The sequence below is a fragment of the Bradyrhizobium sp. SZCCHNR3119 genome (genome assembly GCF_032487775.1).
Classification (GTDB): domain Bacteria; phylum Pseudomonadota; class Alphaproteobacteria; order Rhizobiales; family Xanthobacteraceae; genus Bradyrhizobium.
Genome location: NZ_JAUEUV010000001.1, coordinates 5109294 through 5132751, shown reverse-complemented (window position 1 = coordinate 5132751; position 23458 = coordinate 5109294). Strand labels below are relative to the sequence as shown.

Sequence of the window (23458 nt, the reverse complement as noted above, 5' to 3'; positions counted from 1 at the left end):
CAGAGCGATTTAGTCAATCAACCAATTAACGATGGGATTTTGAGGCAGGAACGATGTTCAAGGACAATCTCCTCGCAGGTCGACGGATTCTTGTGACGGGTGGCGGCACCGGGCTCGGCAAGGCCATGGCCGCGCGTTTCCTGCAGCTCGGCGCCGAAGTGCATATTTGCGGGCGACGGAAAATCGTTTGCGACGAGACGGCGACCGAACTGATGGACCTCCATGGCGGCCGCGTCACCAGCCATGGCGTGGACATCCGGAACGCTCAGGCCGTCGAGGAGATGATCGAAAACATCTTCCAGGAAGGCGGCCTCACCGATCTCATCAACAACGCCGCCGGCAATTTCATTTCCCGCACCGAGGATCTCAGTCCACGCGGCTTTGACGCGGTCGCGAACATCGTGATGCACGGCACCTTCTACGTCACGCATGCGGTCGGCCGGCGCTGGATCGCGGCCAAGCAGCCGGGCAATGTCGTTTCGATCACCGTGACCTGGGTGCGCAACGGCTCGCCCTATGTGGTGCCGTCGGCGATGAGCAAATCGGCTATTCACGCGATGACGATGTCGTTGGCGACCGAATGGGGCCGCTACGGCATCCGCCTCAACACGATCGCTCCGGGCGAGATTCCGACCGAGGGCATGAGCAAGCGCATCAAGCCCGGTGACGAGGCCGGCGCGCGCACCAAGGCGATGAACCCGATGGGCCGGGTCGGCACGATGGAGGAATTGCAGAACCTTGCCGTGTTCCTGATCTCCGGCGGCTGCGACTGGATCAATGGCGAGACGATCGCGATGGATGGCGGCCAGGCACTCGCGATGGGCGGCAATTTCTATCAGCTGCGCGACTGGACCGACGACGACTGGACCAAGGCCAAGGAATCGATCAAGGCGCAGAATGAGAAGGACCGCGCGGCGCGAAACGGTTGAGGTGACCGCGCCCGACTTCACCGTTTTGCCGCTCCCATGTAGCCGAACAGGAAGCCCGCGACCTTGCGCATCTGAATCTCCTCGCTGCCCTCGGTGATGCGGTAGCGGCGGTGATGGCGATAGATGTGCTCGAACGGCTTGTGGCGCGAATAGCCCATGCCGCCGTGGACCTGAATGGCGCGATCGGCGGCCTCGCAGCAGAGACGGTTGGCCCAGTAATTACACATCGAGACCTTGTCAGACAGCGAGTGCTCCACCTCCGCCTGCGTCATCCAGTCCATCTCCCAGGCCGTCTTGCGGATCAGAAGTCTCAGCATCTCAGCCTGGGTGGCGAGCTCTACCAATGGCCACTGGATCGCCTGGTTCTCGGCCAGCGCCTTGCCGAACGGTTTACGCTCGCGCGCGTAACTCACGCTCTCATTGATGCAATAGACCGCGGCCCCCAGCGAGCTGGCGGCCTGGCGGATGCGGTTCTCGTGAACGAAACACTGCGCTAGCGACAGGCCGCGGCCGACCTCGCCGAACACAGCGTCTTCCGGCACGAACACATCGGTGAAAGAGACACGCGGATGGTCGGTCGGCATGTTGAAGGTCCAGAGATATTCTTCGACCTTCACCCCCTCCGCTTTTGCCGGCACCAGGAAACAGGTGATGCCGCGGGCGTCGCCGTCATGGCCGGAGGTGCGGGCGAACAGCGCGCAATGCGTCGCGACATGCATGCCGGTGGTCCACATCTTCTCGCCATTGATCAGCCAGCCTTTGACGCTGTCGCGCACAGCCGGCACCGCCCGGGTTTCCATATGGGTGGCGTCGGAGCCGTGATGCGGCTCGGTGAGCCCAAAGGTGATGCGATATCTGCCGGTGATCGCGCCATCGATCATCTCCTTCTGGGCATCGGTGCCGTAGCGGTCGAGCATGGTCACGATCGGAAAATTGCCGACGATGGAATGCTCGTTCTGCAGATCGTTGTGCAGGCCGAGCCCCTTCGAGGCGAAGTGCTCACGAATCACGGCCATCCACAAATTGGAGCCGTCCTTGCCGCCATAGCGTTTTGGGATCGCGAAGCGAAGGTGACCGGCTCCGTCGGCACGGTCCTTGGCCTGACGCAAGAGCACCTCCCACTCGTGCCGCGGTAGGCCGCCATTGTCGAAATCGGTGCGCGCCCATTCGCGACGGTGATCGAAGAAACGGATGTTGTCATCGGACTCTTCCAGCGGCTTGATCTCGGCCGCTATGAAACGGTCGAGCTCATCGAGATAGGCGACGAGATCCTGAGGCAAGGAAAAGTCCATGGCGTATCTCCCGGCATTTTGTTGTTCGCTTCGCCGCGCGGTCGGCGCATCTTAAGGTGATCAGCGGCGGTCTGCTCGTGACGCGCGACGTCCTTGCGTATTTGCAGCTCCACACGAGCCACGCTTGCGCTAGTGTCGCGTGTAATCGTTTCGCATCATCAAAAAACTGGAGGGACCGCCGATGGAGCTGAAATATTCGAAAGTAACCCGCAAGGGCCCGATCACGATCGTCACCTTGGCGCGTCCTGAGGTGTACAATGCGCTGCATATCGAGGCCCATTACGAGCTCAACAGGGTGTTCGACGACTTTGCCGCCGATCCCGAGCAATGGGTCGCGATCGTCACCGGCGAAGGCGACAAGGCCTTCTGCGCCGGCAACGACCTGAAATGGCAAGCCGCCGGCGGCGCGCGCGGCTGGGACAAGGGCGGCTTCGCCGGGCTGACTTCGCGGTTCGACTGCGACAAGCCGCTGATCGCCGCCGTCAATGGCGTCGCGATGGGTGGCGGTTTCGAGATCGCACTCGCTTGCGACCTGATCATTGCCTCGGAGAATGCGACCTTCGCCCTGCCCGAGCCGCGGGTCGGTCTCGCCGCGCTTGCCGGCGGACTGCAGCGATTGCCCCGACAGATCGGGCTCAAGCGCGCGATGGGCATGATCCTGACCGCGCGCCATGTCAGCGCGCGCGAAGGCTTCGAGCTCGGCTTCGTCAACGAGGTCGTGCCACAAGGCGAGGCGCTGGCGGCCGCAGAACGCTGGGCCGAGACGATTTGCAAGAACTCGCCGATGTCGATCCGCGCGTCGAAGCAGGCGATCGAAAAAGGCCTTGCCGTATCGCTGGAGCAGGCCATCACCGAGCAGCGCGATTATCCGGCGGTGCAAGCGATGATCCATTCGCAGGATTACGTCGAGGGTCCGAAGGCCTTCGCCGAGAAGCGTCCGCCGAAATGGCTGGGGAGGTAAGCTCTCCAGGATCTCGTCATTCCGGGGCGCCCGGAGGGCGAGCCCGGAATCCATACTCGCGATCGTGGTTATGGATTCCGGGCTCACCGCTGCGCGGCGCCCCGGAATGACAGGCGAGAGAGATGCGCTAGCCATTCTCCCTCTCTGTCTCCCGCTTATACGACGCATAGTTCGGCTGATCGACGGCGAGCTTGTCGAGCGTGGTCTGCCAGAGATGCTCTTTCAGCCCGGGGGTCGAAAGATCGATCGCGCCAGTGGCGATCTTCCCGGCGAGCGAACGGTTCAATTCGAACAGTGAGCCGTCCGAACCCAGCAAAGCCTTGAGCCGCTCCAGCTCCATGACCTCGTCCTGCCCGGCCTTTGCCAATTGCCGCACGATAAGATCAAGCGCGTTGATGCCGACGCGCAGCTTGAACGCCTCATGGCCGGAGATCAGCGGGATGATGTCGCTGCGCAGGAAGTCGGCGACCGCCTTGGCGAGTTCAGCCGGTGTCGGTTCATCCTGCATGATCAGGCTCCCCTCGGCGCTATCAGCCGCAGCAGATCGATCTCCGTCTCCGAAGCGCGGCGACCGATCATCGCGCGCTCCATCGAATGATCAGGCGCTTCCCGGAAGCGCTGCATCATGCCGCAGCACATCACGCCCCAGCGCAGGGTCCCCATCACTTCCCAGAACATCACACGCGCAGGGTCGACCTTGCGGCCCGCAGCCTCGTAGCCGGCAAAAAGATCCTCACGCGAGCCGAAGCCGCCAACCGGCTTGTCGATTTCGCCGAAGCGCCAGGAGTTGACGCAGATCCAACCGAGATCCTCCATGGGATCGCCGAGATGAGCGAGCTCCCAGTCGAGCACGGCACGAACACCACCGGGCCCGATGATCAGGTTGCCGTGGCGAAAATCGCCATGCACCAACGTCACCTCGTCAGGCGGTCCGGGATCGTGGTCGGCGAGCCAGCGCAGGGCCAGCTCGAACACCGGACGCGGCCAGCCGAAGCTCTGGTATTCGCGTCTCAGCTCGGCAAGCTCTCTCGCGGACGTCATTTCGCGCGGGCTCGGCAGTTTGTCGCGGGGGATGCCGTGAATGCCGGCCGCGATGCCGCCGAGCTGGCGCGCAAGTCGCGGGCGCACGGCCGCGAATTCGGCATCACGCAGGATCCTGCGCGCGATGGTCTCGCCTTCGACCCGCAGCATGATGAATCCGGTGCCGAGATCGTCCTCCGGCGTCAGCACGTGCAATACACGCGGCGACGGCACACCGGCTTCATAAGCCAGCTGCATCAGCGCCGCTTCATTGGCGAGGCCCGCCGCACGTCCCGGCGCGGCGCCATAGCCCTTCGGCGCGCGGCGCAGGATCGCGCCGACATCGCCGCCGGGACCAAGAATGTCGAAGCGCCAGGTCTCCTGGCTGGCGCCGCCCGACAGCTTCACAGCGCCCCTCACGCCGGTCGCCGCCGGCATGAAGCGCGCCACGCAGAGGGACAGCGCCGCCTCGATCATTGGCCCTGAAACTTGGCAGGACGCTTTTCCAGAAAGGCGCTGACGCCCTCCTTGAAATCGCCGGTCGCGCCAGCCACGCGCTGCAGCTGATATTCGAGGTTGAGCTGATCCTCGAAGGAATTCTCCGGGCTGTCCCAATAGAGCCTGCGGATCAGTGCGAGCGCCACCGTGGGACCATTGGCGAGTTCACGGGCGAGCTTCATGGCTTCGTCCATCAGCACGCTGTCCTCAAAGACGCGATTGACGAGGCCCCATTCGAGCGCCTTCTCCGCCGGCAGCTTCTCGCCCATCAGCGACAGCTCGATCGCGCGCGCCTTGCCGACCAGGCGCGGCAACAGCCAGGTCGAGCCGCAATCGGGCACCAGACCGATGCGGCGGAACGCCTGCAGGAAATAGGCTGACTTCGCGCACAGGATCATGTCGCCCATCAGCGCGAAGCTCATCCCGGCGCCCGCGGCGGGGCCGTTCACCGCGGCGACGATCGGGCAATGCAGGTTGCGCAAGCGACGCAGGAACGGATGAAACGCGGTCTCCAGCGCCGCACCGGCATTGCTGCGGCCGGGCTTCTGCTGATTGCGCCCTTGCAGATTGGCGCCGGTGCAGAAGGCACGGCCGGCGCCGGTCAAAACCAGGCAACGAACCTCCGCTTTCCTGTCCTCGATCTCCTCAAGCGCCTCGACGAGGCCGCCGAGCATGTCGATCGAGACCGCGTTCATGACCTCCTGATGGTCGAGCGTCAGAACGGCGACCGAACCGTCGAAATCGAGCGTGACGTGCTTGAACTGCATGGTTTCCTCTCAAAGCATTTCCAAGGCTGCATTCTCCGTGGTGGAATTCCAAGGTCAGCCTGATCCTTCTGCATATTTGATTTTTGTACGCACCTTGTCCATGGTCGGACTATCGGAAGAGAGTTGCGAAAGCGCGCAGCTGAGACGCGCCATCAATTCGGAGGATCGCCCATGAGCATATTCGATCTCACCGGCCGCGTGGCCGTCGTCACCGGCGGCAATGGTGGCATAGGCCTCGGCATCGCGCAGGCACTTGCGTCGAGTGGCTGCAATGTCTCGATCTGGGGCCGCAATGCCGAGAAGAACCGGGCGGCGGCGGCCTCGATGGCGGCAGCTCCGGGCCAGGTCGATACCCGCGTCTGCGACGTCACCGATCCTGTGTCCGTGAACGAGGCCATGAAAGCGACGCTCGACAGGTTCGGTCGCGTCGACGGCTGCTTTGCCAATGCCGGCATCGGCGGCGGTGGCCGAAAACCCTTCATCGAGCGCAGCGAGGAGGAATGGCGCACGATGTTCGCCACCAATCTGGATGGCGTCTTCCATGCGTTCCAGGCCGCGGCCAAGCACATGACCGAGCGCGCAGAAAAAGGCGACGCATTCGGCCGGCTGGTTGCGACCTCCAGCCTCGCCTCGCTGTTCGGCACGGCGCGTAACGAGCACTATGCCGCCACCAAAGCCGCGATCAACGCGCTCTGCCGTGCGTTGGCGGTCGAGCTCGCGCGCTACGGCATCACCGCCAATGCGATCCTGCCCGGCTGGATCAAGAGCGACATGACCGCGGGCCTCATGGCAAACGACAAATTCGTCGCCAATGTCATGCCGCGGATTCCGATGCGCCGCTTCGGCGAGCCTTCGGATTTCGGCGGTATCGCCGTCTACCTGATGAGCAAGGCTTCGTCCTATCACACAGCCGATTGTTTCGTGATCGACGGCGGCTACACCGCCTTTTGACCCCGAACTTGAAACACGAGCAGGAACGCAGCCAGCCCCGCCGGGCTGGTCGCGCGCACTCCTTTCCGATATCCCCGGGCGTTCATATCGACATTCTCGGAACAGCCGGCAGTTCCTGCGACGTTCCGTCACGTTTCGTAAATTTAATGAACATCGCGGTGTGACGGCTCCGTGATCTCCGCGTTTTCTCCTCTTAGATAAGAAGAAGATTTGATCGGGACGGAAGCGATGAGACGGGGAATAACGGTTCTGGCGTGCGTCTCTGCCCTGGCGGTTGCGGGCTATGTCGCGATGAGCAAATTGGGGATCGAGCATGAGAGCCTCGACCTTTATGACGCAGCACGACAACGGCCGGTCACGGTCGATGTCGCCGTGCGCAAGGACTACCAGATGAAGGCCGATGCCGGCGTCTGGCGGCTGCCGGTCGCCGTCATCAGTAATGGCAATACTGTCAGAAACACGGAATATTCCTTCCTGGCCAACGTATTTGCCGCGCGAGGCTATCTCGTCGCCAGCATCCAGCAGGATCTGCCGACCGATCCGCCGCTCGTGACCAAGATCGGCCTGCCCTATGTCGGACGGCTCCCTGTCTACAAGAAGGGTGAAGCCAACATCCTGTTCGTGCTGGACGAGCTGAAGAAAAGACACCCCAATGCCGACTACAAGCATCTGACCCTGGTCGGCCATTCCAATGGCGGCGACACTGCGATGTATTTCGCCAAGGAACATCCGGACATCGTCTCTCAGATCGTGACGCTCGATAATCTGCGGGTTCCCTTCGTCATCCGCGACAAGCTCAAGATCCTGTCGTTCCGCTCCGATGACCCCGTGTTCAAGACCGACCCGGGTGTGCTGCCGGCCCCCCAGGTGGCAAAGAAGGACGGAATTGACATCGTCAGAACCGAGTTCCAGCACACCTGGATGAGCGACCGTGGCCCCACCACCGTCAAGGAGCGCATCCAGGCGACGCTCGACAACTTCTTGGGCGGCGACACATCCAGCGATCTCGCACCCGCGCCGACCGACCCGAGCAACCTGCTCGTCAGCAACGCTGCAGCCGCGCTGCCATGATGCAAGGCGCGGACGCGCGTCCACCTCCCCGCGGCGCGGCTCGAGCGCCCGAGTTGTTCTGATCAAGACCCACTCGGGAGCGAGAGGGCGCAGGGAAGGCCGGGCGCCGGTTGACGCCCTGCGGCCCGCCTGCAGAAAAAAAGCAGGCGGCAGTCACCACAGGTCCAACCGGGATCGACCGGCCTTCCCTGCGCGATGGTTTGAACGTTTATACGTGATCTTGTGTCTTCCGAATGTGCCAGAATGTGCGAACGGGCGGTTCTCACCAACCGCCCGTCGCTGGATCTGAGCCCGAACGTGCTCAAAGGCCGGAGAGCCTGACGGGGAGCTAGGGACAGATCCGGTGTGTCTTCCTCAACCCGAACAGTTGCATGGGCTTCGAGCCCGGACGAGCAAGGAAGGGAGTGGATGATGGCACAAAACGATCGCGTTGTCGTCGGTATCGATGTGGCCAAGGACAAGGTGGATGCGTGCATCCGCTCGTTGTCACAGCGGCTAACGTTTCCGAGCACCGCAGAGGGGCACCGCAAGCTGGTAGCCTGGCTGCGCAAGCACAAAGCAGCCAAGGCGGTGATGGAGGCGTCCGGCGGCTATGAGCGGAACTGGGCCAAGGTGCTGCGCCAGGCTGACATCGAGGTACGGATTGTCGATCCCAAGCGGGTGCGCAGCTTCGCCCGATCAGCCGGGCGGCTCGCCAAGAACGATGCGATCGACGCGGAGATGATCACCTGGTTCGCCGAGACGTTCGACGAAGCGTCGGGCCAGACCCACGATGCCGCACGCGAGGAACTGGCGGCACTGGTCAAAGCACGCAAAGCTCTCATTGATCTGAGCACCCGCTTGCAAAGCCAGAACGAACATGCCGTGCCGGGAGCGGTTCAGAAAGCCCACGCCCGCGTCTTGAAGGGCTTGGACACTGAGATCACCAAGATCGACCATGCCATCGCCGCCACGATCAAGGCCACACCGGCATTTGCCGAACGCGCCGAGATCATTGAAAGCGTGCCGGGTCTCGCCGAGGTGGCCTCTGCGGTCCTCATTGCGGGCCTTCCGGAGCTCGGGACGGTACGTGAGGAAATCGCTGCCGCATTGTTGGGAGCCGCCCCTTATGACGACGACAGCGGCAAACGGCGTGGTGAGCGCCATATCAAGGGTGGCCGCCGCTGGGTCCGTAACGCCCTCTACATGCCCTGTCTCGGCGCAGCCACCCAGAACAACCCGGTACTCAAGGCCTACTATGAACGGCTGATCGCCAAGGGAAAGCTGAAAAAGGTCGCAGTGATTGCCTGCATGCGCAAGCTGATCGTCATCCTCAACACGATGATTGCACGCGGCGAAAAATGGGACTCCAGCCGCCACGCGGTGCGGTGAGCTGATCGAGCGCCTTACCGCGCTCGGTCCATGACCGAGCGCATGCCAAGCCGACAGACCGGCGAGCGGACGGGGTCAAGGCCTTCAGCCGCCGAAGGCGGTGGCGCGTCTTCGCGCCAGCCTTGAGGCCGGCCGATCGGCGGTCTACTTCAGCACAGTTGCTCCCCGGGGACCGGCTTTCTTGCCCCCGTATCCGCGACGATGCGAGCATCATCGCGTCTGCGGCAACGCGTTGAACACGTTGCGCATGGCGTCAGCACCGGGACGCCAGGACCACACGACTTCACGTTACGCACCAGGCTGTTCGTCCGCATGATCGGATCATGCTGCAGCCCGATACGCCCATCGCATCCCGCGCCCTGCGTGCCGTGACGATCGCGATACGCCCCTCTGCATGAGGCGGGACAGCGCGAGTTAAACATGATTTCTGAAAAAACGAAAGAAGAATTTTCGCCGCCGGATGTGACGGCTAGGCTCGGATGGGTGATCGGCTTGGAGCGATTGGCAAAATCCGGCTTTCCACGCATTCCGATCGCCGGGGCCACGGCCACGAAGGTCACCCGCACTCGGCAGGAGACTGAGCAAGTGATTTGCCTGACAGGCAGCGTTTGCGTTTGATGGCGACGCCTACCTGTTGTCAGTCCGGCCGCGAGCAAACGCGCGCGCCCGGACTGACGGACCGACAGGTCACTGCTTCGACGGCGACTTGACCGCCGGGCCGCTCTTGTTGCCCGGCATGCCCTTGACGTTGGCCGGATCCTGGTTGCTGACGTCAGGATTGTGGCGATCCATCGACGTGCTGGAGCCGACCGTGCCCTTGTCCGCCGGCGGCCCGTTCTTGTTCCCCGGCGCGCCCTGGATGCCGGCACCGGAATTCTGCGCGCTCGGCGGATTGCTTTGCGATCCACTCTGCGCCGACGCCGCGCCTGCTGCCAGCAGACACGCAATCGCAACTGCACTCACCATCGCTTTCATGGCGATCCTCCAGATCTGTGTTCTGTGCAGTTTCGAACGTCGCGGCCGCCGCAGCGTTCCGGCAAGCGGCAAATTAAGCGGCTCCGTTCCGCGCAGCTCCTGCCCGCTTTATCGGCTTGGTCGCCACGCTGCGGCGCACTACGCTCGCCGGCGTCGCAAGCAAACAGGACCCACCATGGAATATCTTCCCGCCGATCTGTCCCCGCGCGAGCGCTACAAGATCCTGACCTCCTTCGTGCTGCCGCGGCCGATCGCCTGGGTGACGAGCATGGGTGAGACCGGCGTGGTCAATGCGGCGCCGTTCTCGTTCTTCAATGTGCTCGGCGAAGACCCGCCGCTCTGCGTATTCGCGATCAATCTGCGGCCGGACGGCCGCGTCAAGGACACGCTGGTCAACATCCGCCGCTCAGGGGAATTCGTGGTGCACATCACCGACGAGCCGCTGGCGCAGGCGATGCACGATACCGGCGGCGACTTCCCGCCCGAGATCAGCGAGCCCGATCACCTCGGCCTGAAGCTCGCGCCCTCCAGCACGGTGCTGGTGCCGCGGCTGGCCGACGCCCCGTTCGCAATGGAATGCCGGACCTGGAAGATCATCGACGTCAACGGCGACCGTCAGCTGGTGTTCGGCGAAGGCGTCAATTTCTACATTCGTGACGAATTATGGGATCGCGACAAGATGCGGGTGCACATGGAGCTATTCCACCCGGTCGGGCGCATGTTCGCCGACCGCTATTGCCGCACCAATGACCGGATGGATTTCCCGCCGGCGAAGGGGATGGAATAGCAGCATACGGGCTGTCATCCCTGGGAAGGCGGGATCCGGTCGGTAGGCAGGGCGATCGCATATGGCGCAAACTAGACCGGGGCCTCACGGTTCTCCCGGCGATGCGTAGCATCGTCCGGAGACGCGCCGCATGCGGCGCTCCTCACCATGAGGGTCTGCCATTTTGCCGCAAACAAGCCCTCGTCCTGAGGAGCTCGCCGGAGGCGAACGTCTCGAAGGACGGCCGCGGGAGAGATCGTCGGCCGAGTTTTCCCCCATATGCGATCGCTCTGGTCGGCAGGGGAGGCAAAGCGCAGCGTGCCCACCATTGCAGGCGTGATGCAAGTCGGTGGGCAGGCGCCGCCTTACGCCGGCGCTTTGCCCACCCTACGCAATGACTACCCGCCCTGCCCGATCTTGTCCTGCGTCTTGGTCTCGAAGTCGCTCGCCTCGTGCCGCTCGTGCAGCTGGCTCTTCGGGTCGCCGGAGACGCGATTGACCATGCGGCCGCGCTTCACCGCAGGTCGCTGCGCGATCTGGTCGGTCCAGCGCTGCACGTTCTTGTATTCATGAACCGAGAGGAATTCGCCAGCGTCATAAAGCAGCCCCTTGGCGAGCGCCCCGTACCACGGCCACACCGCCATGTCCGCGATCGTGTAGTTGCTGCCGGCGAGATATTCGCTCTCCGCCAAGCGACGATCGAGCACGTCGAGCTGGCGCTTCACCTCCATCGCAAAACGATCGATGGCATATTCGATCTTGGTCGGCGCATAGGCATAGAAGTGACCGAAGCCGCCGCCGAGATAGGGTGCGGCGCCCATCTGCCAGAACAGCCAGTTGAAGCATTCGGCCCGCTCCGCGGCCGCGGTCGGCAGGAAGGCGCCGAACTTCTCGGCGAGATAGACCAGGATCGAGCCGCTTTCGAAGACGCGGATCGGCACCTCGCCGCTGCGGTCCATCAGCGCCGGGATCTTCGAATTCGGATTGACCGCCACGAAGCCCGAGCCGAACTGGTCGCCCTCACCGATGCGGATCAGCCAGGCGTCGTACTCGGCGCCGGAGTGGCCGAGGGCGAGCAGCTCCTCCAGCATCACCGTGACCTTGACGCCGTTCGGCGTCGCCAGGGAATAGAGTTGCAAGGGATGACGACCGACCGGCAATTCCTTCTCTTGCGTCGGACCTGCGATCGGCCGGTTGATGTTGGCGAAGCGGCCGCCGCTCGGCTTGTTCCAGGTCCAGACCTTGGGCGGGATGTAGACGTTCTCTTCCGACACGGCATCCTCCGGACATCACGGGCGTGAGCCTCGTTTTATGCGCTGACCGGACCGGGCGGAAGTCCGGCTTGCGCGTCTGCGTTGCGCATTTCTGCATTGCCTGCGCCGCATCGCAATGACAGAACGATGTAACGACAGAACATGACGGCCGCAATCGGCCGCACCTTTGGAAACGCCATGTTGACCACTTCGGCCGCCGGTTCGCTTCCTGCCGAGCGCATTCCCGTCATCGTCGGCGTCGGCGAAATCGTCGACCGCCCCAAGGACATCCTGGAGGGACTCGAGCCGCTCGCCCTGCTCGAACAGGCAGTGCGGCGCGCCGAGCTCGACGCCGGGGCAAAGCTGATCGGCGACACCGGCTCGCTCGACGTGGTCAATTTCCTGAGCTGGCGCTACCGCGATCCGGACAAGCTCCTGGCGCAGCGGTTGGGTATGACGCCCGCGCATTCCCATTACGGCCCGGTCGGCGGCGAGAGTCCGATCCGTTTCCTGCACGAGGCCGCCTTGCGCATCGCGCGCGGCGAATGCGAGGTGGCGGTGGTCTGTGGCGCGGAAGCGCAATCGACCGCGACCAAGGCCGAGCGCGCCGGAGTGACTTTGCCCTGGACCCCGTTCGCGCATGATGTCGAGGAGCCCAAGCGCGGCGCTGCATTCCAGAAGCCGCTTGCGGTGAAGCTCGGCGTCTTCCGCCCGGTATCGGTCTATCCCTTCTACGAGGTCGCGACCTCGGCGGCCTGGGGCCAGACTCCGCGCGAAGCGCTGCAGGAATCCGGCGACTTGTGGTCGCGCTACTCGGCGGTGGCGGCCTACAGTCCGAATGCCTGGCTGAAGCGGCATTTTTCGTCCGACGAAATCATCACGCCCTCCGCCGACAACCGTCCGATCGCCTGGCCCTATACCAAGCTCATGGTGGCCAATCCCATGGTCAACATGGGCGCGGCGCTGATCCTGACCAGCCTCGCCCGCGCACGTGCCGCCGGGATTGCCGAGAACCGCATGGTGTATCCGCTCGGCGGCGCGGCCGCCGAAGACCCGCGCGACTACCTCGCCCGCGACCAGTTCGTGGAAAGCCATCCGCAAAACGCTGTGCTGCACGCGGCACTGGATCTGGTCGATGGCCAAGGCGGCAATAACGGCAGCGCGTTCGACGTCATCGAACTCTATAGCTGCTTTCCCTGCGTGCCGAAGATGGCGCGGCGGACGCTCGGCCTTGGGGCAGATGTCGAGCCGACCGTGACCGGCGGCCTGACCTTCTTCGGCGCGCCGCTCAACACCTACATGACGCATGCCGCCTGTGCGATGGTGCGCCGAGTGCGCGGCGGCGCCGGGCGCGGCCTGCTCTACGGCCAGGGCGGCTTCGTCACCAAGCACCACGCGCTGGTGCTGTCGCGCGAGGCGCCGCGCGCGCCGCTTGCGCAGGAGACGAGCGTGCAGGCCATCGCCGACCGCAGCCGCGGCGCGGTGCCGGACTTCGTGACCGAGGCGAGCGGCAAGGGCAAGGTCGAAAGCTTCACCGTACTCTATGATCGCGATGGCGAGATCGAGCATGGCGCCGTCATGCTGCGCACCGAAGCGAATGCACGAACGCTCGCCCGCGTGCCGGGACGAGACACGATGACACTCGCAGCGCTGATGGATCTCGATCGCACGCCGGTCGGGTCGATCGGCGAGATCACCACCGCCGGGGACGGCGTGCCGGAGTGGCAGCTGTCGTAGCTGCAGCTTCGGTTTACCTCACGTCTCCCGTGTCAGGTCGCCGTCGGTTCAACGCATTCCGCCCGGTGTCGTCTTCGGCACCGAGCTGGTCATATCAGTACCGGGCGCCGGAGGCGGCTCGCGGCCACTGCCCGCGAGTTCGCGCTTGCGCGCGAGCGCCGCGTTGCGACGCGCCAGCGCACTCGGTAGCTGCGGGTTGAGCGCGAGCGCCCGGTCCAGATCGGCCAACGCGCGATCGTAGCGGCCCTTGGCGAGCCACACCGCGCCCCGATCGCTATAGACGTCGGCATCGCTGAAGCTCATTCGCACGGCGTGGTCCAGATCGAGCAGAGCTTCGTCGAACTCCCCTCTCTGCTGCCGGATCAGGGCGCGATCGTGAAACAGCCCCGGATTCTTGGGATCGAGCCGGATCGCCTGATCGTAATCGGCGAGCGCGCGATCGAGGTCGCCCTTGCGGCTCCATCCGCGGGCGCGATCGCCATAGGCTTCCGCATTGGCGGGCGCGAGGCGGATCGCCGCGTCGAAGTCGGCGATGGCGCGATCGAGCTCACCCTTGCGGCTGAAATCCAGAGCCCGTTCGAGAAAGGCGGCAGCCGTGGAAGGCTCCTCCACACTGAGGCTCATGAGCATGTCTTGCGCCGGTGCGACACCGAGCGGAAACCTCGGCGTTCGCGCAAGATCGTGATCATCGGTCTCCGCTCGGTGCGCCGCCGGCGGCACAGCACCGGTCTCCTGCGCGCTCCAGGCCGACGCCGCGTCGGCGCTCGGCTCATGCGCAGGCTCGGACCGCGACTGCAGCTGCAATCGCAACGCCATTGACCGGATCGAGTCGATCGAGACCCAGTCCCGGATCGAGGGCAGGAACAGAACTTCCAATCCGATCAGGATGATGCTCAGGACGGCTGCCATCGCCGTGAACTGGACGATCGCGTTCCAACGCTCCAGTCGCGCGCGCTCGCGCGCCTCGGCAAGCAGGCCGTCGTATTCCGCGCGCAGACCAGCGTCGCGCAGCACCCTGTAGGCGGCGATGATCATCTTGACGTGCCGATCGGCATCGGCGTCATGGCCGCGGCGCAGGTCCGGATGATGCGCCTTCACGGTCTTGCGGAAAGCCTGCTTGATGGTCTCGATATCGGCACATGGCGAGACGCCGAGAACCTCGTAGTGGGTTTTCATCGTCATGCGCGGCACCCTGCTCCAACGACCCGCATGGGGTCATGCGTGGAGCATGTCGAGCGCATAGCTGCCGCCGTCGCGCGTGAGCCGGCCGAAGCCGGGCCAAGGGAAATGCGAACCGCAGATCAGCATCCGCTCCGCCACCACACGGTCGAGCAGCTTGCGGCGGCTGACCTCCGCCATCGGGCCGTCCTGATCGAATGCGCCGTGCCAGCCGGGATGCCGCGCGCACAGCGCCGGCACGTAGGCGGTATCGTTCGAGATCATCAGCTGCTCGTTTCCGGAGCTGAGATGAAAGGCCGTGTGCCCAGGCGTATGGCCGGGCACGCTGACGAAGCGAATGCCGGGAACGACCTCATCCTCTCCCTCGACCGGCAAGATATTCTTCCAGTTCGGCATCACGGTCTGGATGCGGTGGGCCAGCGGCTGCCGGCCCGGCGGCAACCGGCCAGTGAGTGACGCATCGATCCACCATTTGTATTCCGCCGCAGCCACGACGATCTCGGCATCGGGAAAGACCGGCGCGTTGGTGTCCTCGCCGAGCAGACCGAAAATATGATCGGGATGAAAATGCGACACCAGGATCGTGTCGATGTCCCTGGGCTGGATGCCCGCCGCTTTCAGATTGCCGAGCATGCGGCCGGACACGAACACCGAATCGGGATTGAAGCCCTGCACCTGGCCCCCGCCGCCGGCATCACACAGCACGGTCTTGCCCTTCAACCTGACGACATAGGTCGTGATCGGGATCGTGACGAATGCGAATGGCAGGCCGGCCGCGGCGAGCGCCTGCTTGGTCTCGCTCACGCTCGCGTTGCTGATGAAGCCCGTTTCGTGCGGCTTCTCCCAGACGCCATCGTACAATGCAATGATCTCTGCCTCGCCGATCCGAGCGCGGAAATAACCCGGCTCCGGATCCTCGGTACGACGATGCGGCCGCGCCGCAACGACGGCCAGCTTGGCATCAAGGCCAAATGCGGCCGCAGCGCTGGCCGCCGAGAGCAGCAGCCTCCGGCGCGAAGGACAATATGTCATGAGCCACTACCACGAATATTGGACCGTCAATCGAATAGGCCCCGACTTGGGAGGCAAGCTCGCAACGTAACCGGGAATATGGCGCCATGGCGGCCCTTCGACGAGAAGGTTGTTGGCCGCGTGCTCGTCACACGCTTATGCAGGTCCATGCCGATCGATGCGATCAACCGGTAGCGATCGCGATCAGCACGGCTTTGCCTTCAAATCGGCGAGATTAGTGAGGAGTATACGTAGTCGGTCCTCCGAGACTTGGACGGCGCTCGATAGCGTAGTGGGGGTCTTCATTACGTTCGCAGCCGATCAACTTGCCTTCGGCGCGTCGAGCGCTGACGTTTTCGTCATAGTCCAGCGGGTCATAAGATCGCACTCGCATATCCGCTGAGCATGGTTCGCGCGCCGGTCTGGTTAGAGATCATCGTGACCGGCAATGGCGCACCAGAGCAACGAGTGGTAAGGTGCTTCCGCGAGGATCGACCGCCGCCTAACACTCCGAAATCTAGAACATGTTGACCGGAATTTTTCAGGCCGACGGCGAGACCCTCGCCTATTCACACTATATCCCACCGAACGCCCCTCACGAGGTGGCGCTTTCGTTGCATGGCGCGGGTCCTGCGGGCCGTGAGCGCATCAGGTATCTAGCGGAACATTTAGTCTCGGGCGGATCGAGCCTGTTCTGCTTTGACTTCTCCGGCCACGGCGACAGCTCAGGGCATCTTGCGCACTCCAGTCTCTCGAGGCGCTCGTCCCAAGCCGCTGCTGCGCTCCGTGAGATGAACGAGCGGCCGACCATTCTGATCGGAACGAGCATGGGTGGCCATGTCGCTACCAGCATCCTCACGGCCACCGCTCCGGCATTTCTGGTCCTATTCTGCCCTGCCCTGTATGCCGATGACAGCACTGACCTGCCATTCGACGACCGCTTCACCGAGGCGATCAGGAAACCGTCCAGCTTCGAACGCTGCTCACTGAAGCGGAATCTGGCGCGCTTTTGCGGTAAGTCGCTCCTGATCATCGGCGAGGATGACCGCATCATTCCGCCTCGGGTCGTCGAGATCTACGGCGAAGAGCTCCGGAAAAATGGACAGTTCAGGCTGCTCACCTTGCCCGGCGCGCCCCACAATCTTCACGGCTGGGCCACTCATAGTGAGGAGAACAAATCGGCGATTCTGAAAGCCGTGGACGAACTGCTCGAAAGTTAGTCGGAGACGTCCAGCTAATCCGGACGAGACAGCTCGCGCTACGCTGGGCGACGCTCGCAGAGCATGCTCCCGCTAACGTTTGCAGCCGCCCTAGCCCTTGCCGTCCTGCGCGGCGGAGAGCTTCTCGGGCTTGGCATCCTTCTTGGGACCGGCGATGCGGACCGGATCGCCATCGGCCAAGCCGTCCGGGGGCGCGACGATGACGCGATCCCCCACCGTCAACCCGGAGCCGAGCTCGATGTTGCGGCCGAGATCGCGCGCGATCGTCACCGACCTGAACTTGACCTTGTTGTCCGCATCCACCGTGGCGACGCGCAGGCCGTTCTGATCGAACAGAACGGCGCTGGCCGGGATGTACAACGGCTTGCTGTCCCGCTGCAGGTTCAGCTTCACGCTGGCGTAGCCGCCCGGCATCAGCTCGCTCTTGCTGTTATCGAGCCCGAGCTGCATCCGCGTGGTGCCGGAAGCGACGTCGACGGACTGAGCCGAGGCTTCCACCGTCGCTTCGAAACTTCGGATCGGATATTCCGGCACCGATATCGTGGCCTTGGCGCCGATCTTCACCGCCGGCACGTAGTTCTGCGGCACGTTGACATAGACGCGCAGCTTCTTGATGTCCGAAATGACGAACATCGGCGTCCCGCCGCCCCCGGCATTGATCAGCGCGCCGACATCGGTGTCGCGCGCGGTGACGACGCCGTCGAATGGGGCGGTGATCTTCTTGTAGCCGGCCAGCGCCTCCAGCCGCTCGACATTGGCCTGGCCGGACTTCACCGCGGCCTTCTTGTTGTTGAGGTCGGCGGTGCGCTCGTCGATCTCCTGCATCGAGACGAAGTTCGAGGCGATCAGGGTCTTACGCCGGTTCAGCGTCGCTTCCGACAGCGCAGCACTGGCCTGCGCGCTGGTCAGGTCGGCGCGGGCCTGCAACAGCTGCTGATCGAGGTCGGGCGCCTCGATCTCCGCAATCACCTGGCCCGCCTTCACCGGCGCGCCGATGTCGGCGCTCCAGCTCTTCAAGTAACCGCTGACGCGGGCGAAGATCGGGGCGCGATAATAAGCTTCCAACCGCCCCGGCACATCCAACGTCGAGCTCAACGCCTTCGCATCGGGACTGATCACCGCAACCGTCGGGATCGCCTGGTCGTCAGTCCATTCCTTGAGCTTGGCGTCGCTGTCTTCACGGGCGCGGATCCCGGTGACCACCGCAAACACCAGCCCCGCACCGGCGGCAAGCGCGAACATCCCGAGCTTTGCGCGCGAGACCGGCTTGTGCGTTTCAGTGGGCATGCGCGGTCTCCAATGCGGCGGCGTCTTTGTCGGCGCGCTTCTTATGCACGAGGCTGAACACGACGGGAACGAACATCAAGGTGGCGAAGGTAGCAAAAATCAGGCCGCCGATCACGGCGCGGCCGAGCGGTGCATTCTGCTCGCCGCCCTCACCCAGGGCCAGCGCCATCGGCGTCATGCCGATGATCATCGCGAGCGCGGTCATCAGCACCGGACGGAAGCGGACGAAGCCGGCCTCGATCGCCGCCGCAATGGGATCGCCAAGCTCCTCGTAACGCTCGCGGGCAAAGCTGATCACGAGCACGCTGTTGGCGGTCGCCACGCCCATGCACATGATGGCGCCGGTCAGCGCCGGCACCGACAGCGTGGTGTGGCTCAGGAACAGCATCCAGACGATGCCGGCGAGCGCCGCCGGCAGCGCGGTGATGATCACGAACGGATCGGACCATGACTGGAAGTTGACGACGATCAGGAGGTAGATCAACACGACGGCGCCGAGCAGGCCGAACAGCAGGCCGGAGAACGCGCTGTTCATGGTCTGCACCTGGCCGAGCAGCACCACGGAGGAGCCCTTGGGCACCTCCTTGGACGTGTCGGCGATCGCGGCTCTCACATCGTTCGACACGGCGCCGAGGTCGCGGCCCTGCGTGGTCGCATAGATCTGCACCATCGACTGGATGTCGTATTGCGAGACCACCGCGCTCGAGCTCGAGCGCTTGATGTCGGCGATGCCGCCCAGGATCGGCGCCGAAGGCGAATTGGTCGCGGAGATCGGCAGCGTCTCCAGCTTGCTCAGGGAGTCGATCGCGAATTGCGGCGTCTGCATCACGATCGAATAGGACACGCCGTTATCGGGATTGAGATAATAGGTCGGCGCGACCTGCGATGACCCGGCGAGGTTGACGACCAGGCTGTTGGTGACGTCGCGCTCGGTTAGGCCGACATATTGCGCGCGGGTGCGGTCGACATCGATGTTGAAGGTCGGGTTGCTCGCCGACTGCTGGATGCGCGCATCGGCAATGCCCGGGATATGCCGGATGCGGGCGAGCAGCTTGCCCGCATAGGCGAAGTTGGCCGCGACATTGGCGCCGCGCACCTGCAGGTCGATCGGCGCCGGCGCGCCGAAATTCAGGATCTGGCTGACGATATCGGCCGGCAGGAATGCGAAGCTCATGCCCGGAAACTGACGCGGCAACTGCTCGCGCAGGGCCTGCACATACGTCTCGGTCGGGCGATGGCCCTCCTTCAGCTTGATCTGGATGTCGCCATCCTGCGCGCCGATCACGCCGGTGTTGTTGTAGGTCATGTTGATGCCGGAGATCGGCATGCCGATGTTGTCGGCCACCGTCTCGATCTCACCGGGCGGGATGATCTTGCGGATCGCCTTCTGGACCTCGGCGAACTGGTTGGCGCTTTCCTCGATGCGGGTGCCGACCTGGGTGCGCACATGCATCAGGATCGAGCCGGCATCGACTGCGGGAAAGAAGTTGCGGCCCAGATAAGGCACCAGCAGGAACGACAGCCCGACAAAGGCGAGAAAGCCCAGCAGGAACACCGCCCTCCCCTGCATCGCCAGGGTCAGAAGCCCGCGATAGCCGGACCGGATGCGCTCGAACCGCGCCTCGAAGCCGCGCTGGAACAGCGCGAACGGATTGCGGGTCGGCGCCGGGCCATGCTCGCCATGGGCGACATGCGGCTTCAGCAGATATTTCGCCATGGTCGGCACCAGCGTGCGCGACAGGATGAACGACCAGATCATCGCGAACATCACCGCTTCCGCCATCGGCACGAACAGGAAGCGGGCGACGCCGGTCAGGAAGAACATCGGCACGAACACGATGCAGATGCAGAGCAGCGAGACGAAGGCCGGCGTCACGATCTGGTTGGCGCCGTCCAGGATCGCGGGCTCGACGTCCTTGCCCTGCTCCAGGTGCCAGTTGATGTTCTCGATCGTCACCGTGGCGTCGTCGACCAGGATGCCGACCGCGAGCGCCAGCCCGCCGAGCGTCATGATGTTCAGCGTCTCGCCGATCGCGGCCAGCATGATGATCGCGCCCAGCACCGACAGCGGAATCGAGACGGCGATGATGATGGTCGAGCGCCAGCTGCCGAGGAACAGGAGGATCATCACGCTGGTGAGCAGCGCGGCGATGACGCCCTCGAAGGCGACGCCCGAAATGGCCGAGCGCACGAACACCGACTGGTCGCCGATGAAGCCGATCTTGAGCGCGTCCGGCAGCTGGTCGCGGACCTCGATCACCTTCTGCTTGATGCCGGAGATGATGTCGAGCGTCGACGTGGCGCCGGCCTTCAGCACCATCATCAGGACCGAGCGGTTGCCGTTGACGTGAACGATGTTGGTCTGCGGCGGGTTGCCGTCGCGGACCGATGCGACGTCGCGGATATAGACCATCGCCCCGTTCACGGCCTTGATCGGCAGGTTGCCGAGTTCCTCCATCTTCAGAGGCGAGTTGTTGAGCTGGATGTTGTATTCGAAGCCGCCGATCTTCTGCGTGCCGACCGGCGTGATCAGGTTTTGCGCGGCCAGCGCATTGGCAACGTCCTGGCCGGACAGGCCGCGGGCCTGCAGCGCTGTCGGGTCGAGATCGATCTGCACCTGGCGCTGCTTGCCGCCGAACGGATACGGGATGGCCGCACCCGGGACCGTCACCAGAGGCGTGCGCAATTGGTTGATGCCGATATCGGCGAGGTTCTGCTCGGTCAGCCCCTCGCCGGACAGCGCGACCTGGATGATCGGCACGGTGGAGGCGCTGTAATTCAGGATCAAGGGCGGCGTCGCGCCCGGCGGCATCTGCTTCAGCAGCGTCTGCGAGATCGCCGTCACCTGCGCGTTCGCTGTGCGGATGTCGACGCCGGGCTGGAAGAAGATCTTGATGATGCCGAAGCCGTTATAGGAATTGGCGACGATGTGCTCGATGTCGTTGACGGTCGTGGTCAGCGCCCGCTGGAACGGCGTCGTGATACGGCCAGACATCTGGTCGGGCGGTAGTCCGGTGTACTGCCACACGACGCCGATCACGGGAATGCGAATATCGGGAAAGATGTCGGTCGGCGTCCGCAATGCGGCCAGCGGCCCGACGATCAGAAGCAGCAGCGCGAGCACGACGAAGGTGTACGGCCGGCTCAGGGCGATGCGGACCAGTGCAATCATGGATCAAGCTTTTCCAGGCCCGCCCCCGCGCGGACGTCATATGGAAGCATTCGCATTGATCTAGCGCAACTGCAGCAAAATAGAAAAGAGGGGAGCGGAATGCTCCCCTCTCACTTCTGCATGACAATGCTGGACGAGGCCGTCCGCACGGCGCGCCCTACGCCGCGGCGGACGGTTCTCGAACAGCTCCCTGCGTCGCTATCCTGCTCTTTGACGCCCTCAGGCGGCCCGTACCGAATCCAGGAACTTGTCCACTTCGAGCTTCAGACGGTTGCTCTCGTCCGACAGCGATTTGGCGGCGGAAAGCACCTGCACGGAGGCCGAGCCGGTCTCGGTTGCGCCATTCTGGACGTCGGCGATGTTGGAGGAGACCTCCTGGGTGCCGATCGCCGCTTGCTGGACGCTGCGGGAAATCTCCTGCGTCGCTGCACCCTGCTGCTCCACCGCAGCCGCAATCGCCGAAGAGATTTCGGACAGCCGCTCGATGGTGACGCTGATGGCCTGGATGGCGCTGACCGATTCCTGTGTTGCGGCCTGAATGCTGGAAATCTGCTGGCCGATCTCGCCGGTGGCTTTCGCGGTCTGCTCCGCCAGCGCCTTCACTTCCGAGGCCACCACGGCGAAGCCGCGGCCGGCTTCGCCGGCACGCGCCGCCTCGATCGTCGCGTTCAGTGCCAACAGGTTGGTCTGGCCGGCGATGGTGTTGATCAGCTCGACCACGTCGCCGATCCGGGTTGCGGCCTTGGACAATTCGCCGACGCGATCGTTGGTGGCGCGAGCCTGATGCACCGCCTCGCCGGCCATCTTCGCCGATTCCTGGACCTGCCGGCCGATCTCCTGGATCGAGGATGCCATCTCTTCGCTCGCGGAGGCCACCGACTGCACATTGGTGGACGCTTCCTCGGAGGCGGAGGCGACGACGCTCGCCAGTTCCTGGCTGCGGTCGGCCGTGGAGGACAGCGTCGTGGCGGATGCTTCCAATTCGGTCGAGGCCGAAGAGACCGTCTCTACGATCTCTCCGACCGCGCCCTCGAACATGTCGGCCAGCTTGGTCATTTCACTACGGCGCTGGAGCGCAGCGCGGTGCTCGGAGGCCTTCAGCTCCTCCTTGCTGAAGCGAACGATGGTCTGCACAGTCTGGAGATTGCGTAAGGCCTCGCCGATCTCATCGTCACGTTCGATCATCACGCGGGTGTCGAGCTTGCCCTGCACGATGTTGCCCATGGTCTCGTTCAGGTGCCGCAGCGGCGCGCCGAGCGCCTGGAGCAGTTGCATCACCAGCAGGCCCGCGAAGGCGGCGTCAAGCACCGCCAATGCCGACACCGCGATGCCGGGCAGGCCGAACAGCGCGCTCGCCGCGATCCCAAGTATCATCGCCGTCTGCACCGCGAGGAGCGTCAGGAGCCGCGCGTTGAGCGTGCGCGTGAACATCGCAAAGATGTCAAAAACCGAACGGCGACGGATGACGCCGGCCGCGATCTTGTAGTTATGCGACCGCTTCTCGCGGATCGCCGCATAGACCTGCTCGGCCTCGGCGCGCTGGTCGGCAGGCAGCTTGGTGCGTACCGAAGTGTAGCCGGTCACCTGCCCGTTCTGGCGGATCGGCGAGGCGGTTGCCAGCACCCAATAGAAGTCCCCGTTCTTGCGCCGGTTCTTCACCGCGCCGACCCAGGGCTTGCCGGATTTGAGCGTGCTCCAGAGATTTTCGAAGGCTTCCGGCGGCATGTCCGGATGGCGGATGATGTTGTGCGGCTGGCCCATCAGCTCCGCGGGCGTAAAGCCCGAGGCGGCGATGAAATCCTCATTGAAGAATGTCAGCTTTCCCTTGGTGTCGGTCTGCGACACGATCAGGGTTTCGTCGGTGACCGGATATTCGACGGTGGTGACAGGCAAATTCTTACGCATGGCAGATCTTTCAGGGCAATCACGATCGGCAACCGCACAATTGCGTGCACCGCCAGGAATCAGGAACTGAATCACGAACATCTGCCGCCTGAG

General features: G+C 63.9%; 20 protein-coding genes. 9 read left to right on the top strand and 11 right to left on the bottom strand.

Features of this window, described 5'->3' with window-relative positions; translation table 11 throughout:
• Window positions 1-53: 53 nt before the first annotated feature.
• Window positions 54-929 carry an SDR family oxidoreductase gene (locus tag QX034_RS23595; RefSeq protein WP_315706236.1) on the top strand — a complete coding sequence of 292 codons (876 nt, stop codon included), beginning with the start codon at window positions 54-56 and terminating at the stop codon, window positions 927-929.
• Between the two features lie 17 nt (window positions 930-946).
• On the opposite strand, the gene QX034_RS23590 is transcribed toward QX034_RS23595, so the two are convergent.
• On the bottom strand, window positions 947-2221 hold the full coding sequence (locus QX034_RS23590; protein WP_315806679.1) for an acyl-CoA dehydrogenase family protein: 1275 nt from the start codon (window positions 2219-2221) through the stop codon (window positions 947-949).
• A 181-nt stretch (window positions 2222-2402) separates the two neighbouring features.
• On the opposite strand from QX034_RS23590, the gene QX034_RS23585 reads away from it, so the two are divergent.
• Window positions 2403-3182, top strand: a complete 780-nt coding sequence (locus QX034_RS23585) for an enoyl-CoA hydratase-related protein (protein WP_315706238.1) — start codon at window positions 2403-2405, stop codon at window positions 3180-3182.
• 127 nt (window positions 3183-3309) lie between these two features.
• Here QX034_RS23585 and QX034_RS23580 read toward each other — a convergent pair whose 3' ends face one another.
• From QX034_RS23580 to QX034_RS23570, 3 genes are read right to left on the bottom strand one after another with little or no spacing between them, the layout of a single operon-like run.
• Window positions 3310-3690, bottom strand: a complete 381-nt coding sequence (locus tag QX034_RS23580; protein WP_315706239.1) for a DUF6285 domain-containing protein — start codon at window positions 3688-3690, stop codon at window positions 3310-3312.
• Between the two features lie 2 nt (window positions 3691-3692).
• Window positions 3693-4679, bottom strand: a complete 987-nt coding sequence (locus tag QX034_RS23575; protein WP_315706240.1) for a phosphotransferase family protein — start codon at window positions 4677-4679, stop codon at window positions 3693-3695.
• Complete coding sequence (locus QX034_RS23570) at window positions 4676-5467, bottom strand: enoyl-CoA hydratase/isomerase (protein ID WP_315706241.1); 792 nt, start codon at window positions 5465-5467, stop codon at window positions 4676-4678. Before QX034_RS23570 ends, QX034_RS23575 begins: the two co-directional genes overlap by 4 nt.
• Window positions 5468-5638: 171 nt before the next feature.
• On the opposite strand from QX034_RS23570, the gene QX034_RS23565 reads away from it, so the two are divergent.
• The 4 genes from QX034_RS23565 to QX034_RS23550 all read left to right on the top strand — a co-directional run bounded on the left by QX034_RS23565 (window position 5639) and on the right by QX034_RS23550 (window position 9478).
• Window positions 5639-6418, top strand: a complete 780-nt coding sequence (locus QX034_RS23565) for an SDR family oxidoreductase (protein ID WP_315741521.1) — start codon at window positions 5639-5641, stop codon at window positions 6416-6418.
• 228 nt (window positions 6419-6646) lie between these two features.
• Entirely contained in the window at window positions 6647-7489 is an 843-nt protein-coding gene (locus QX034_RS23560; RefSeq protein WP_315741522.1) for an alpha/beta hydrolase, read from the top strand.
• A 408-nt stretch (window positions 7490-7897) separates the two neighbouring features.
• Entirely contained in the window at window positions 7898-8860 is a 963-nt protein-coding gene (locus QX034_RS23555; RefSeq protein WP_315744806.1) for an IS110 family transposase, read from the top strand.
• Window positions 8861-9280: 420 nt separating this feature from the next.
• The gene (locus QX034_RS23550) at window positions 9281-9478 is read left to right on the top strand and encodes a hypothetical protein (protein WP_315741523.1); all 198 of its coding nucleotides are present in this window, start codon (window positions 9281-9283) and stop codon (window positions 9476-9478) included.
• 69 nt (window positions 9479-9547) lie between these two features.
• On the opposite strand, the gene QX034_RS23545 is transcribed toward QX034_RS23550, so the two are convergent.
• Window positions 9548-9835 carry a hypothetical protein gene (locus QX034_RS23545; RefSeq protein WP_315741524.1) on the bottom strand — a complete coding sequence of 96 codons (288 nt, stop codon included), beginning with the start codon at window positions 9833-9835 and terminating at the stop codon, window positions 9548-9550.
• A gap of 175 nt (window positions 9836-10010) precedes the next feature.
• Between QX034_RS23545 and QX034_RS23540 the strand changes: the two genes are divergently transcribed.
• Window positions 10011-10622 (top strand): flavin reductase family protein, encoded by a 612-nt coding sequence (locus tag QX034_RS23540; RefSeq protein WP_315741525.1) that lies wholly within the window; start codon window positions 10011-10013, stop codon window positions 10620-10622.
• 377 nt (window positions 10623-10999) lie between these two features.
• Here the strand turns inward: QX034_RS23540 and yghU are convergent, their stop codons facing one another.
• Window positions 11000-11875, bottom strand: a complete 876-nt coding sequence (gene yghU, locus QX034_RS23535) for a glutathione-dependent disulfide-bond oxidoreductase (protein WP_315706247.1) — start codon at window positions 11873-11875, stop codon at window positions 11000-11002.
• 177 nt (window positions 11876-12052) lie between these two features.
• Between yghU and QX034_RS23530 the strand changes: the two genes are divergently transcribed.
• On the top strand, window positions 12053-13591 hold the full coding sequence (locus QX034_RS23530) for an acetyl-CoA acetyltransferase (protein ID WP_316195855.1): 1539 nt from the start codon (window positions 12053-12055) through the stop codon (window positions 13589-13591).
• 48 nt (window positions 13592-13639) lie between these two features.
• Here the strand turns inward: QX034_RS23530 and QX034_RS23525 are convergent, their stop codons facing one another.
• On the bottom strand, window positions 13640-14773 hold the full coding sequence (locus tag QX034_RS23525; RefSeq protein ID WP_315769509.1) for a J domain-containing protein: 1134 nt from the start codon (window positions 14771-14773) through the stop codon (window positions 13640-13642).
• A gap of 33 nt (window positions 14774-14806) precedes the next feature.
• Window positions 14807-15802 (bottom strand): MBL fold metallo-hydrolase, encoded by a 996-nt coding sequence (locus tag QX034_RS23520; protein ID WP_316195854.1) that lies wholly within the window; start codon window positions 15800-15802, stop codon window positions 14807-14809.
• Between the two features lie 503 nt (window positions 15803-16305).
• Here QX034_RS23520 and QX034_RS23515 point away from each other — a divergent pair.
• Entirely contained in the window at window positions 16306-17001 is a 696-nt protein-coding gene (locus QX034_RS23515; RefSeq protein ID WP_315706251.1) for an alpha/beta hydrolase, read from the top strand.
• Window positions 17002-17091: 90 nt separating this feature from the next.
• Here the strand turns inward: QX034_RS23515 and QX034_RS23510 are convergent, their stop codons facing one another.
• From QX034_RS23510 to QX034_RS23500, 3 genes are all read right to left on the bottom strand, one after another.
• Window positions 17092-18288, bottom strand: a complete 1197-nt coding sequence (locus QX034_RS23510; RefSeq protein WP_315769513.1) for an efflux RND transporter periplasmic adaptor subunit — start codon at window positions 18286-18288, stop codon at window positions 17092-17094.
• Window positions 18278-21460, bottom strand: a complete 3183-nt coding sequence (locus QX034_RS23505) for an efflux RND transporter permease subunit (RefSeq protein WP_316195852.1) — start codon at window positions 21458-21460, stop codon at window positions 18278-18280. The genes QX034_RS23510 and QX034_RS23505 overlap by 11 nt, the downstream gene beginning before the upstream one ends.
• Window positions 21461-21679: 219 nt before the next feature.
• Window positions 21680-23365, bottom strand: a complete 1686-nt coding sequence (locus tag QX034_RS23500; RefSeq protein WP_315706254.1) for a methyl-accepting chemotaxis protein — start codon at window positions 23363-23365, stop codon at window positions 21680-21682.
• Window positions 23366-23458: the final 93 nt, after the last annotated feature.